General features: G+C 40.3%; 10 protein-coding genes. 3 read left to right on the plus strand and 7 right to left on the minus strand.

Going from position 1 to position 13,567, the window contains the following annotated elements:
- Nucleotides 1–82 precede the first annotated feature (82 nt).
- The gene (locus ACQKKK_RS04715) at nt 83–862 is read left to right on the plus strand and encodes an MBL fold metallo-hydrolase (RefSeq protein ID WP_427614798.1); all 780 of its coding nucleotides are present in this window, start codon (nt 83–85) and stop codon (nt 860–862) included.
- A gap of 36 nt (nt 863–898) precedes the next feature.
- On the opposite strand, the gene ACQKKK_RS04720 is transcribed toward ACQKKK_RS04715, so the two are convergent.
- From ACQKKK_RS04720 to ACQKKK_RS04735, 4 genes are all read right to left on the minus strand, one after another.
- Nucleotides 899–1,942, minus strand: coding sequence for a LacI family DNA-binding transcriptional regulator (locus ACQKKK_RS04720; RefSeq protein ID WP_427614440.1), 1,044 nt, complete (start codon nt 1,940–1,942; stop codon nt 899–901).
- 326 nt (nt 1,943–2,268) lie between these two features.
- Nucleotides 2,269–3,918 (minus strand): glycoside hydrolase family 13 protein, encoded by a 1,650-nt coding sequence (locus ACQKKK_RS04725; RefSeq protein ID WP_427614441.1) that lies wholly within the window; start codon nt 3,916–3,918, stop codon nt 2,269–2,271.
- 78 nt (nt 3,919–3,996) lie between these two features.
- Entirely contained in the window at nt 3,997–5,532 is a 1,536-nt protein-coding gene (locus tag ACQKKK_RS04730) for an alpha-amylase family glycosyl hydrolase (protein WP_427614443.1), read from the minus strand.
- 148 nt (nt 5,533–5,680) lie between these two features.
- Entirely contained in the window at nt 5,681–6,928 is a 1,248-nt protein-coding gene (locus ACQKKK_RS04735; RefSeq protein WP_427614444.1) for an extracellular solute-binding protein, read from the minus strand.
- 369 nt (nt 6,929–7,297) lie between these two features.
- On the opposite strand from ACQKKK_RS04735, the gene ACQKKK_RS04740 reads away from it, so the two are divergent.
- Nucleotides 7,298–9,049: a glycoside hydrolase family 13 protein gene (locus ACQKKK_RS04740; RefSeq protein ID WP_427614445.1), complete on the plus strand. Its 1,752-nt coding sequence runs from the start codon at nt 7,298–7,300 to the stop codon at nt 9,047–9,049.
- Between the two features lie 43 nt (nt 9,050–9,092).
- On the opposite strand, the gene asnB is transcribed toward ACQKKK_RS04740, so the two are convergent.
- Nucleotides 9,093–10,940, minus strand: coding sequence for an asparagine synthase (glutamine-hydrolyzing) (gene asnB / locus ACQKKK_RS04745; protein WP_427614447.1), 1,848 nt, complete (start codon nt 10,938–10,940; stop codon nt 9,093–9,095).
- Nucleotides 10,941–11,258: 318 nt separating this feature from the next.
- Here asnB and ACQKKK_RS04750 point away from each other — a divergent pair, with 318 nt between their 5' ends.
- Complete coding sequence (locus ACQKKK_RS04750; protein WP_214743723.1) at nt 11,259–11,825, plus strand: DUF2777 domain-containing protein; 567 nt, start codon at nt 11,259–11,261, stop codon at nt 11,823–11,825.
- Between the two features lie 57 nt (nt 11,826–11,882).
- Here the strand turns inward: ACQKKK_RS04750 and ACQKKK_RS04755 are convergent, their stop codons facing one another.
- Both ACQKKK_RS04755 and ACQKKK_RS04760 read right to left on the minus strand, forming a co-directional pair.
- Nucleotides 11,883–12,224 (minus strand): YisL family protein, encoded by a 342-nt coding sequence (locus tag ACQKKK_RS04755; RefSeq protein ID WP_427614449.1) that lies wholly within the window; start codon nt 12,222–12,224, stop codon nt 11,883–11,885.
- 133 nt (nt 12,225–12,357) lie between these two features.
- On the minus strand, nt 12,358–13,539 hold the full coding sequence (locus tag ACQKKK_RS04760; RefSeq protein WP_427614450.1) for a DUF418 domain-containing protein: 1,182 nt from the start codon (nt 13,537–13,539) through the stop codon (nt 12,358–12,360).
- Nucleotides 13,540–13,567 lie beyond the last annotated feature (28 nt).

Below are 13,567 nucleotides of genomic sequence, written 5' to 3' on the forward strand. Positions count from 1 at the left end.
CTGCTTTTACTTTTTTCAAGCAGGATATTTCCAGTTCAAACGGAAATATATGTATGAGAAGGAGTGATGTCATTTGAAAAATATTATAGATCCATGGTTCACCGTTCAGGAATTGGCCCCAGAAACGTTCGCAATTAGTGAATATGGTCATTGGGAGAACGTCCACTCCTTTTTACTACTTGGGGAGACCAAGGCTGCGTTAATCGATACAGGGTTAGGCATCGATTCGATTAAGCGGATTACTGACCAGCTTACGGATCTTCCTATTATCGTCCTGACCACACATGTGCATGCGGATCATATTGGCGGTCATGGGGATTTTGATACGATTTATGTTCATGGTAATGATGCCGATTGGCTGATCAATGGCATTAAAGGTTTGTCTTTGGAACAAATAAGAAAAGAAATGGCTCGGGATATCACTATACCCGTACCGGAATCATTCGACCCTATTACATACAAGCCATTCCAAGGGTACCCTGATAAGCTCTTAACAGATGGAGAAAGCATTGATCTTGGGAACCGCAGTTTAGGCATTTATCACACGCCTGGGCATTCACCTGGCCACATCTCTATTTTGGATAATGAAACAGGTTATTTATTTACTGGTGACCTGCTTTATTCAGATACACCAGTTTATGCATTTTACCCATCGACAAGCCCTGAAGACCTTGTGAATTCATTAGAAAAAATCGCTAAGCTCCAGAAAGTCTCCAAAATCTATGGCGGACACAACCAGATCGGCCTCGAACCAAGGATTCTTGAGGAAGTCCTGGAAGCCATTCAATATCTTAGAGAGAATAACTTAGTCAGACACGGAACAGGCGTACATACATTCAAAAGTTTCAGCGTGCAATTCTAGCAAAAGGGCATTACTTTTGCGTAATGCCCTTTTCGTTTAATAAGTCATGGCCATCGCACCTTGCTTGATCGGTCTGCAAGAATGCCTTTCCACGAAATGATGTGGAATGATGGACCCAACAGGAGTACCTCCAGTTTGCAGCATTTGAATGATACCCTTAGCAGCCCGATATCCTAAATCGAAAATATTAATATCTACAGAAGTCAGGGCAGGCAATGAAAGTTCAGAGAAAATAACGTTATTGAAGCTGACGATGGACATTTCTTCTGGAGTGCGAATGCCCATCTCGCGAAGTGAATGCACGATGCCAAGTGCCATAAGATCATCACTGACCACCAAAGCAGTTGGAGGTTCATCGAAGGAAAGCAATCTTTTTGCAGCTGCTTGTCCGCCTTCATGCAAAAAGTCTTCATGCAGGGTATATTCCCTCCTTCGATCGATCCCAGCCCTCTTCAAAGCCCGTTCATATCCTAATAAGCGATCGAGCGTCATCACAAGGGTTACATCACCTCCAATGAACCCAATCCTTTCATGTCCTAGCTGAATGAGATAATCTGTTGCCTGTTCGGCTGCCAAGACATTATCGTTATCAACATATGTTAACTCCTCCAGAAAATCATAGGGTTTCCCAATGATGACAAAAGGAAAATCCCTTGCCCTCAAATAGGTCAGAATGTGATCGTTCATCCTTGAATACATCAGGATTATTCCATCCACCATCCCCCCCTGCACCATGTTTACGACTCCTTCGTAAATTTCATCTTCGGTTTTTCCCGTGCCTAGCAACAGGGAATAATGGTTTTGCTGAGCTCCCTCACTAAGGCCCTGGAGAATCGTTGGAAAAAATGGATTTTGATAATAATCATTTGACGAACTTGGCAGGACCAAGCCAATGATCCTGGTTGATTGATTGGCAAGACTACGTGCAATGAAATTTGGATGGTATCCTAATTTCTTCATCGCCTTACGTACCCTTGCCTTTGTCTTTTCACTTATTCTCGGGTTATTTGCAATCACCCGAGAAACTGTTGAAGGAGCAACATTCGCCAGCTGTGCCACATCTTTTATTGTGATGGCCATGCATTTCCCCTCTCCCCTCTTAGCCTTTATTGACTTCATTCCAAAAAAGGTGAATACCAATAAACACTTCACTAATGGATTCTATAATTATACATTTGTATGTATTCATAATACACTCAGTCCAACAGTTATATCCATACTTTTTTTATCATTCGCTCACATTTCAGAAAATGCTGATTTTTCCGTCTTTTAAACCCTTTTTTAAAATTAAAAAGAAGCTGATTTTGGATCAGCTTCTAAAAAAACGACAAGTCTTTTAGAAGGAAAGAAGTCAGACGACTAACCACGTAAGGTTTTAAGTTAATATACAAGAAGTCTTTTACAGGTCAATAACGATAAATCCTCGTTTCATATGGCCGTAAATCAATAACGGACCCTTCAGGACAATCCACATAATTAGCTAGTAAAAGTTCCATTTTACCCCAATAGGAAAGGTTGATTTGGTGGTGGTTCATACTAAAGTTACATACTACCATCACTGAATGTTCATTCATACTTCTTGTATAAATATAAAGTTCAGGGTGATCTTCCCATAATAATTCATATTCCCCATAAACAAGGACCTGATGTTTTTTTCGAAGTTCAATCATCTTTTTATAGAAATGATAAATGGATGATGGGTCTTTCTTCTGCTGTTCTACATTAATGGCGCGATAATTGGAATTGACCCTCATCCAGGGTGTTCCGTGCGTGAACCCACCATTTTCATTTTCATTCCATTGCATCGGTGTTCGTGAATTATCACGGCCGCTATGCCATATAATGTTCATGATTTCATCATGCGGACGGCCTTTGGAGGTCTCAATCCGGTAAAAGTTTTTCATTCCAACATCATCATAATCCTCAATCGAATCAAATTGGACATTCGTCATGCCTATTTCCTGACCTTGATAAATAAAAGGTGTCCCTTGCATGAAAAAGTATAGAGCCCCAATCATTTTTGCGCTTTCCAACCAATATTGATGATCATTTCCCCATGTCGATACACTTCTCGGCTGGTCATGATTTTCAAAAAACAAAGCATTCCAGCCTTTGTTTTTCATCACTTTTTGCCATTTGGTCAATGTGCGTTTTAACCCCTGAACATCAACATCGTGATTCTGTCCCCTATTCCAAAGGCCAAGATGTTCAAATTGAAATATCATATTGAATTTCCCATTCAATTCCCCAACCCAATCTTCAGCCTCTTCAATCCTGACGCCATTGGCCTCACCGACCGTCATGATATCATACTTAGAGAAAGTCTCTTCTTTCAACTCCTGAAGGTAATCCAGAATCCCATCCTGATTGGTATGCATTTCAAACGCAGGTACATACTGATGCCAATAAGGATTGGACATATCCGGCAAGCCCTCACGCTTATGAATATGAGTGATAGCATCAATCCGGAAGCCATCAATTCCCTTGTCGAGCCACCAATTGATCATTTCATACAATGCCTGTCGTACATCAGTATTCTTCCAGTTTAAATCTGGCTGTTTTTCGGCAAATAAATGTAAATAGTATTGATTGGTCCTTTCATCGAACTTCCAGGCACTTCCGGAAAAGATACTTTCCCAATTATTAGGCTCCCTTCCGTCCTGCCCATCCCTCCATATATACCAATCCCGTTTAGGATTATCGCGGGACGAACGTGACTCAACGAACCATGGGTGCTCATCACTAGTATGGTTCAAAACAAGATCGAGTATCACCTTCATCCCACGTGTGTGAACATCTTTTAATAACAGTTCGATATCATCGATTGAACCGAACTCATCGGAGACTGCCTGATAATCACTAATATCATAGCCATTATCCGCATTAGGCGACTTATAAAATGGACAAATCCAAATAACATCTATCCCTAAATCCTGCAGATAATCGAGCTTTGAAATCAAGCCTTTTATATCTCCAACTCCATCACCATTACTATCCATGAAACTGCGCGGGTAAATTTGATAGCAAACCGCTTCTTTCCACCAGGTCTTATTCATGCTGTACCCTCCCGATCCTGTTTTCCACAAAGCCTTAGGGACAATGTTTGGCAGCTACCGACATCGAGAGGTATATGATTATTTTGGTTGGTTCCTTTTTGAACGCTTAATAACCAAAGCAATGAATATACCAAAAATAAGAAGAACCAATCCTATAACTAACAGGTAAGGAATATTAATAATCGACTTAGGTGACAGAGTGTAGACTTCCGTCGTCTCCCTGTCGATTACGATAGAGTAGCTGTTGTCCTTACTGCGGACCAGATCCCCATTCAGCATACCTCTCAACTCTTTGTTCTTTTCAAGTTCCTTTTCAGTAAGGTTTATCATTTGAGTTTCAGTCGTATTGTTCATGGCGACGACAATCGTTTCATCACCATACACACGCTTGAAAACCGAAGCTCCACCTTTTTCATATAAAAGCTCCATATCCCCTTTTATCAATGCTGGGTACATGTCTCTGAGATCGGAAAGCTTTGTTATATATTCGACCAATTCCTGTTCTGTCTTAAAATTCATCAATTTATGATTATCCGGGGCACTATCCCCATTTAAGGCTATTTCCGATCCATAAAATACGATTGGCACTCCTGGCATCGTATATAGATATGACAGAGCCATTTTCCATCTGGAACCTGGATTTTCGTTATGATCGGCTGCATCCTTTGTAAATCGGGGCATTCCCTGAGTGTCCATGAACAATGCCTGAGGAGCATTCCCCCCAAATTCATCTTCACTTTTCGCAAATTCATTAAAAACGGATTTCAATTCTTGATCAGGTGCAGCAAACGCTTTCCGTAGCTCGGCATTTTGCGGATAATCCATAAAGGCATCGATACCCGTCTTCTTGTAGCTTGAAATCAAATCGGCATCACCTTGTACATCTCCTATTGTATAGAAGTTTGACTTTTCAGATTTGACTGCATCCATAAAATCCTTCCAAAAATCTTTTGCTACGTATTGGACTTTATTTAAACGGTATCCATCAATATCGGTTTCCGTTATCCACCACTTGGCCGCATCAAGTAAATATTTCCGTGTTTCCTCATTGTCTTGATTCAAATCCGGAAGACCATCAACCCAGCCTGTTTCCAAATCATCCTGATTTCCGTCCTTGGAAATCTTTTTTTCTTCATGGAACCAACCTTGTTTTTCAGGGTCGGTCAGCCATGATGATTCAGGACCCACATTATTTGCTTGAAAATCAATAATCACCTTCATATCGCGTTTATGTGCCTCATCCACGAGTTTTTTAAACTCTTTAATTGTCCCATAGTGTTTATCCGTTTTATAAAAATCGGTCACCCAATCGCCATGATAGCCATTTTCATCATTAGCGAAAATCGGTGAAAGGATGATAGCGGTAAAACCCATATCTTTTAAATAATTCAGTTTCTTCGTGACACCTTCAAAATCCCCACCATTAAACGCAGAAGGGTCATTGACATTCGCGTCTCCATTATTTTGTATATTACCATCGAAAAATCGATCGACCAATAATGAATATACGATTTCGTCCTTCCAAGTTCGTTGTTCTTTTTCAGCTGCTCCTACTGGAATGGCGTAAAAAAGAAGCAACGGAATTAAAGCGAGTGATAACACTCTTTTTCTCATATCCGCTCTCCTCCTAGCTATCTCTTTACGCCTTTAAGATTAGCCTTTTGACCCCTTAACGTCAAATCAAAATTATAAAAAACTTTACACTAAAGGGACAAATTGGAGATACTGGTTACCGTAAATGAATGGAATAAGCAGAACACGATTAAAGTTCTTTTTTTATCGTCTTCACCGCTTTATCCAAAGCCCTTTTTGGTTTTGCTTTTTCTGTGGATATATCAACCATGGCAGAATTCATCGGTCCCCATACCTTATTCATTTCCGGAATATTCGGCACAGGTTCAGCGTATTGTATTTGTATGCTTAAGGCTTGTGCCCTTTCATCTTCATTGATTACTCGATTGTGTTTGATTGCCTTATTGGGGGGGATTTCCCCTGTTTTTTCATAACGCTGGATTGCATTATCATCGTTTGTCAAATATTCCACTAATTTCGTAGACCAGTAAGGATGTTTAGTGAATGCAGTTACATGCCAGCCTTTGATTTCCATGAACGTTTTCATTGGCTGACCATTTGGCAATTTGGGCAAAGGGGCAATTCCTGTATCCTTTCTCTTGGAAAATGAGTTACTGTCACTCATGAAAGAAGCCAAATTCCCTTGATCAAACAACTTCTCGATCGCTGCCTCGTCGCCTTTTGGAATCAAATCCGCTTTATACCATTTTTGGATGTACCCAGCCCCTTTTATTGCACTCTTATTATTCAAACCAATGTCCGAAGGGTCCAAATTTCCATCCTTACCTCTAAATACATAACCTCCCATTCCAGCCATCACTCCATACGCATCATGGAAATCATTCCATTTGGCATAGTAACCATACACTTTCCCTTTTCTTGATTTCTTCGCCATTTTATATAGGTCATTCATCGTTTCAGGAGCTTTAGCCATCAATTTTTTATTATAAATAAAAACGGAAGTGTTTACGGATTTCGGCAATCCAAATACCTTATCTTGATACATTTCCCCCCTAATTGAAGATTCAATGAAGGCATTTATTACTTCTTCATTCACTTTCACTTCCTGAATTAGGCCTTCCTTCACGATACGCCCGACTTTTTCATGAGAAAAAGTAACGACATCCGGGGCTTTCCCGTTTCCGATTGGCCCATCACGACGAAGCCGGTCATACATCTCGGTAGCTATTTCCAGCTCCTTATGCTCAACTTTGATTCCATATTCTTTTTCAAATGCCTCAATTACTGGCTTTAGGGCCTCGGCTTTACCTTTTTCCTCCCAAATGATCAATTTTTTCGGCTTCGCTTCATTACTGGATTCTTCGTTTTTCTTATTTTCTTTCGTTACTTTATTTTCCAAATCTGAACTGGATCCACAAGCACTTACAATAACGATCAAGAACATGGACATGAAAAAATGAAAAATCAGCTTCTTCATTTTCATTCTCCTTTTTAAAATGTTTATTCTATCATGTCCAAAAGCACCAAATAATACTGTTTTTCAGTTCAGTCAACCAAATAAAACCCCTGTAATGAAAGCGGTGCCAAAACTATTGTTATCATTATATGAACAGCTTTGGTTTTTACAACATTCTCCTCGACGTATTTATTTCCTTGTAGTGATGAACACTTTTTGTTATTTTTTAGTTAATAAGTGCTTCTTTCAATTAAACTTGGGTATATAACCATATTGAAAAAACACTTAAACTCGGCTAATTATAACTACATAGAGACCCCCTCATAAACAGCCTAAAGTTCCCTTTTTCAATTCACTTCCTCAAATACTTTTAGAATTGGAGTGTTTTCAATGGAATTTTCATCCATACACCATAGAGCTAATGACAATTATAGCTATCCCATCGACACTGAAACCCTACATATCCGACTGCGTACGAAAAAACAAGATATCTCCTCAGCCGGATTGATTTTTGGGGACCCATACATTTCAGATAATGGTCTATGGCAGTTCGAAGAACTTCCCATGTGTTTATCAGGCAGCGATAACCGTTACGATTATTGGCATATTTATGTGAAACCCCCCTACAGAAGAATTCGATATGGGTTCAAGCTCCTCTCAGAAGATGAAAGTGCCATTTACACCGAAAAGGGTTTCTTTAAAGAACCGCCCCGAGATCCCGGGAGCTATTTCGCGATTCCCTATCTACATCAAAATGAAGTATTCGGAGCACCAGAATGGGTCAAAGATACGATTTGGTATCAAATTTTCCCTGAACGATTCGCGAACGGAAACCCTGACAACGATCCGGAAGGTGTGAAACCTTGGGGAAGTGAAGAACCGGCCGTGGATAATTTTTTTGGCGGGGACTTCGAAGGAATCATTGAACATTTAGATTACTTAGAAAAGCTCGGTATCAACGGCATCTATTTCACGCCAATCTTCCATGCTTACTCTAATCACAAATACGATACGATTGATTATCGGAAAATCGATCCGCAATTCGGAACGAAGGAAACATTGAAAACACTAATAAACGAATGCCATAAACGGAATATCCGAGTCATGCTGGATGCCGTTTTTAACCATAGCGGCTACTATTTCCCCCCTTTTCAAGATTTACTTGAAAAAGGAGCGGATTCGAAATATAAGGATTGGTTCCATCCACACAGCTTTCCTCTTAAAGGAGGGGAAAGGCCAAATTATGAAACATTCGGTTTTTTTGAATCGATGCCAAAATTGAATACGGCGAACCCGGAGGTAAAAGAATATCTGCTCGAAGTCTCAGCCTATTGGATCAAGGAATTCGATATAGATGCCTGGCGGCTAGATGTGGCAAATGAAGTCGACCAACCATTCTGGCGTGAATTTCGAACAACAGTGAAAAACATAAAACCTGACATTTACATCCTAGGTGAAATTTGGCACGACTCCATGCCTTGGCTTCGCGGCGATCAGTTCGATGCGGTCATGAATTACCCTTTTACCAACCAAGTATTTCGCCTTGTCGCTTCACAAACCATTAATGCACGCGAGTTCATCGAAGAAATGACAGCCATTTATCAAAGTTACCCGACCAATGTATTTGACGTGACATTCAATCTTCTTGGAAGCCACGATACACCGCGGATTTTCACGGATTGCGGGGAAGATCTAGCTCGAGCCAAGCTCATCCACGCAATCCTGCTGACTTTCAATGGCAGCCCCTGTATATACTATGGAGATGAAATCGGCTTAACCGGAGGTATGGATCCAGGATGCAGAAAATGTATGGTCTGGGAAGAAGGAAAACAAAATACCGAGCTTTTCAATGAAATTAAAGCATTGATCCTCTTACGAAAAGAAGAACGATTACTTGCCAATGACGGAAAGTTCAAATTCCTTGATACAACCGAAAACGAAAATATCGTGGCCTACCAAAAATATAATGGAGAACGTTCCGTCGTGATCCTCATCAATCCGACGGATGTCCAGCAATCCTACACCCTACCTTTTGACTTGAAAGAGCGTACACTAACGGATTTAAGAACAAAAGAAACCACACGGGAAGGCCAATTTGAATTGGGTCGATATCAATATAAAATTCTCTCATACAATCATTGAGACATTGAAAACGGGGCAAAGAAAATCATCCTGCCCCGTTTTTTTAATCGATTATTTGGATATCGTATTCTTTGAACCATACATGGGTTTGTGCCAAATGAGCCAGTAACTGAGGGCCTGACATCAATTGCCCGAACCATGGCACTTTAAAAGAGGCACCTTTGGAATCTACTATATCCGTGAGCTTCTGTTTATCGAAAAACTCATGTAGGACCGAACTTTTGTCCATTAATAAGTCTTTCAGCCACCCTTGAACACGGTCCGTATATATCGGGTTATGGGTTTTAGGATATGGACTTTTTTTACGGTACAAAACCTCATCCGGCAACAACCCTTCCAATGCTTTTCGCAGTATCCCCTTTTCACGGTTTCCAGCCATTTTCATTTCCCAAGGAATGTTCCATGCGTATTCCACAAGGCGATGATCAGCAAACGGCACGCGAACCTCCAGGCTTGCTCCCATACTCATTCGATCCTTCCGATCAAGAAGTGTCGTCATAAACCATAATAAATTTACATAGAAAAGCTCCCTGCGCTTTGCCGCTTCACCACTTTCTCCTTCCAATCTGGGTGTTTCGGCAACAGTTGCTAAATAGGCTTCTTGCGCATATTCTTCCAACTTTAATTTCTCACGCCATCCCGCTTTCAATAAAGATTCCCGTTCATCGGTCGATCTCATCCATGGAAACCCAGCACGATTCAAATCATTTTCACGATGAAACCATGGATAGCCACCGAAAATTTCGTCCGCGCACTCCCCAGATAAGCCCACGACAAAATCCTGCTTAATTTCCTTACAAAACCAAAGCAAAGAAGAATCTACATCTGCCATGCCGGGGAGGTCACGTACATGAACCGCTTCGGTTAGATAATCTGTTAGCTGTTCTTGAGTAATAATCGATGAATGGTGCACCGTATTAAAGGTATCCGACATCTTTTTAATCCAGTGCCCATCAGAGTTAGGCTGGAAGTCATTAGCCTTAAAATATCGTTCATTATCTTCATAATCAATGGAATACGTATGAAGCGGACCTTTACCTTCATTTTGATAGGCATTTGCAGCAATAGCAGTAATGGCGCTTGAGTCCAGTCCTCCTGACAAGAAGGTACATAGTGGAACATCAGATACAAGTTGTCGAGTCACTGCATCTTCAACAAGAAAGCGGACCTTATCAGCCGTCTCATCGATGGTATCTCGGTGTTCTTCACTTTGCACATTCCAATACCTCCAAATTCGGAGCCCTTTTCTAGATAAGGTAAGCGCATGAGCAGGCCTTAACTCCTGGATATTATGAAACACACCTGATCCTGGCTTTCGGGAAGGACCAACGCCAAACACTTCAGATAAGCCTTCTCGGTCAATCTCCGTTTTGACGTCAGGATGTGCAAGGATTGCTTTTAATTCCGAACCAAAAATGAATCCACCGTCTCTTTCCGCATAAAAGAATGGCTTTACGCCCATCCGATCTCTTCCAATGAATAATTTCTGTTCTATTTCATCCCAAATCGCAAACGCAAAAATCCCATTAAACAAGTCGACACAATTTTCTTTCCATTCTATATATGAAGTTAGTAAAACTTCTGTATCAGAATGACCTTTAAAGGAATATCCTTTTAATAATAGCTGTTTTCGAATATCTTCGGTGTTATATAGCTCTCCGTTATAACAAAGCGTATACCTGCCGTTTTCGTGATATTTCGTCATCGGCTGTTTTCCGCCTTCCGCATCGACAACCGTCAACCGTTTATGACCAAAGGCAACATGGGCTTCGCTCCAAACATTTTCTTCGTCTGGCCCCCGCTTTGCCAACGTTTTTGTCATGGTTTCAAGTGTTTTTGTTTCTGTCCGTAAATCTTTTTGAAAATGCACCCAGCCTGTAATCCCACACATCACACTTCATCCTTTCTATCCGGTCAATATAAAAAATATTGCTTCTGTAAAAAGAGATTTACCGTCCCTATATTTCTGAATTTGAACACCAATTGCAAAGAAATCTTAAGTATTTATTAGCATGATTCCGTGGGACTCCCCTACCCTCAACGTTCATGTAGATAATGAATTGTTGAGCAAAGCATCCACTGTTTAAACATAGCCTATGCGAAGTCGGAAAGTTGGTTATTTGTCCATAATATTTTAAAATATACAGTTATATTTTCATTGGATTTTGACTAAAAAGTAGGTGAGGATTCCACTATTGGAGGTATATGTATGAGTCAGCAACAACGAACAAAGTTAATGAACAGGCAAACAAGAGCCTTTACCGAAGGAACAGTGGAAAATATCAATCAACAATGGATTTTTTTTGATGATGAAACCGATGAGGCTTGTTCCATTGAAGACCACATTGACAGTATCATCGAAGTGTACAGAGGCGGGCGTTGGCAGCAAGGAGTGGTAGAAGAAGAGGGGAAAATCCTGCTTCACCGGGAAATCACCTTCTTAAGGGAAAATGAGCCCATTCGGATTCGCAAAAAACTGCTCTACTCTTTTGAAAGATTATTGGAAGAATTGAACGACGATTCCTTTTTCCAATTTGTAACGACCTTGAATTCACTTGATTTTTCGATTTATGATTGTATATATAGCTATAATCAACTCACTTTTTTAAGGGCAGTCCCTAACCAGTCCGGCGTGAATTTCTTCACCTTTGATAACGAGAGCCAAATATGTCTCGTTCAGCACCATTTTTCTTATGGTAAAAAGGATCACGATCGTTTTGAATTCACACTTAACACTGGAAAAAGGATCGTCATTGAGAAAGTGAATTCACAATAGTGGCTAAAAAAAACGGGTAAATGAGGTTTCCTCATTCACCCGTTTTTCAATTCTGTATTAAAAATAGTCCATTCCTTGTGGTAGGGAGAGCCCTAAATAAAGGACGAATATAAACGCAACGATGAACAGTATCCACATGGCACCTGTACTTTTCCCTTTTTTCGTACGGACCAACACCATTTCCATCGCCGCAATCACGATGATTCCGACAATCATTTTTACTGCGTAAGCACCAAAATCCGTAATCAGCATTCCGCCAGTAAGGAAAATCAAAATATAAAATAAACGCGTAATCATATGTAACATTTTTGCTTTCGGATTTCCGCTTTTAAGCATCGAATATGTTACAAAGAAAAGAATGATTCCGATAACCCAAGCTGTTATGTGTATATGAGTCATTTTTTTGCCCCCTCTTTCAATATCCATTTCATCATATCATAGGCTTTTACAAAAAAACAAAACTAAGGGTTCACCTGAATAGGTAAAATCAACAATTTAATGAACATCAATTACATCTCTTCTCATTTAGTCCTCAGCGACGCATAACCGGTTTTTTACCATATGTAGCAAAACGCCATAAATATTCAACCGGTCCGTATTTATACAGACCCATCCACAATGAGGAAAGCAGCATTTGCAGGCAAAACAGGGCTATAAGGAAGACAAATCCTGTTGTGTACGAGACTGATCCATATAAACCAAGACCATATGAATAAAAAATGGAGGTACATACGATCGATTGGAATAAGTAATTACTCATCGACATCCTTCCGATATACGAAAGGGGGCGGAACAGGCGATAAGCCCCAGTTTTTTCAGCCAGAAGCGTGATGGCAGTGATATAAAACATCGTCAGTAGCGGTCCGCCAAAATAATCCTGAACGAATATCGTACCAAAATGGTATACCGTCACATATGGCAGGATCTTAATCGACAAACCCAACAGCAAGCTTACGATCAATATCGCTTTCAACTGTCGTTTATATTGATTAATATTTTGGAGAAAGCCTTGCTTTGCAACGCCTGCTCCAATTAAAAAAAACGGAAAAATCGATAAAAAGAGGATAATAGCATTGAATGGGTTATTCACCATATACCAATCTAGTGCCCTTTGACTCATTATTTCCGTAAATGTACCAGATTGATAAACTTCCATAGACTGTTTCATCATCGCCGAATCAGTCGTCATTTCCATTCCTTCCCTATCAAATATACCCATTATAAGAAATAGTGAACCCAATATAGCAAAAGGCAGAACATAACAAACCGAGCCTAGCAGAATTAAATTCCTGCCCTTCATCTTATAAAAAAACAAAAATGCAAACCCAAATACAGCATAATTAATAAGGATGTCCCCATGCCAGATGAAGAAGGCATGAATGCACCCAAGTGCCAGTAGGAAACCTAGCCTTTTCGTAAATAGTAAAGGAAATGAAATGCCCTTTTCTTCACTCCTAATAGCCAGTATGACAGCCCCGAAACCGAACAGAAACGCAAATAAAGGATAAAAGCTGGCTTGTGCGGCCACATCACTGAGTCTGTACAATATCCCGTCCCATCCTCCAGACCATCGTTCAGCACCATCTATGTATAAGAGCGGGGAGTGAAAAGAAGGCATATTCACTAAAAAAATACCTAAAATGGCTAACCCACGTAAAATATCGATGCTTACAATCCGTTTACTTTCCTGTATGGGTACAAACGTGCCCTTCATAGATTCACCTCTTTCATCCATAACAGAT

This window comes from Peribacillus sp. NPDC006672, from assembly GCF_050274955.1.
Lineage (GTDB): Bacteria > Bacillota > Bacilli > Bacillales > DSM-1321 > Peribacillus.

Excerpts from the sequence above, each read along its gene's own strand:
- ACQKKK_RS04760 (WP_427614450.1), bottom strand. The coding sequence starts at position 13,539 with ATGAAGGGCACGTTTGTACCCATACAGGAAAGTAAACGGATTGTAAGC.
- ACQKKK_RS04730 (WP_427614443.1), bottom strand. The coding sequence starts at position 5,532 with ATGAGAAAAAGAGTGTTATCACTCGCTTTAATTCCGTTGCTTCTTTTT.
- ACQKKK_RS04735 (WP_427614444.1), bottom strand. The coding sequence starts at position 6,928 with ATGAAGAAGCTGATTTTTCATTTTTTCATGTCCATGTTCTTGATCGTT.
- ACQKKK_RS04750 (WP_214743723.1), top strand. The coding sequence starts at position 11,259 with ATGAGTCAGCAACAACGAACAAAGTTAATGAACAGGCAAACAAGAGCC.
- ACQKKK_RS04725 (WP_427614441.1), bottom strand. The coding sequence starts at position 3,918 with ATGAATAAGACCTGGTGGAAAGAAGCGGTTTGCTATCAAATTTACCCG.
- ACQKKK_RS04740 (WP_427614445.1), top strand. The coding sequence starts at position 7,298 with ATGGAATTTTCATCCATACACCATAGAGCTAATGACAATTATAGCTAT.
- ACQKKK_RS04755 (WP_427614449.1), bottom strand. The coding sequence starts at position 12,224 with ATGACTCATATACACATAACAGCTTGGGTTATCGGAATCATTCTTTTC.
- asnB (WP_427614447.1), bottom strand. The coding sequence starts at position 10,940 with ATGTGTGGGATTACAGGCTGGGTGCATTTTCAAAAAGATTTACGGACA.
- ACQKKK_RS04720 (WP_427614440.1), bottom strand. The coding sequence starts at position 1,942 with ATGGCCATCACAATAAAAGATGTGGCACAGCTGGCGAATGTTGCTCCT.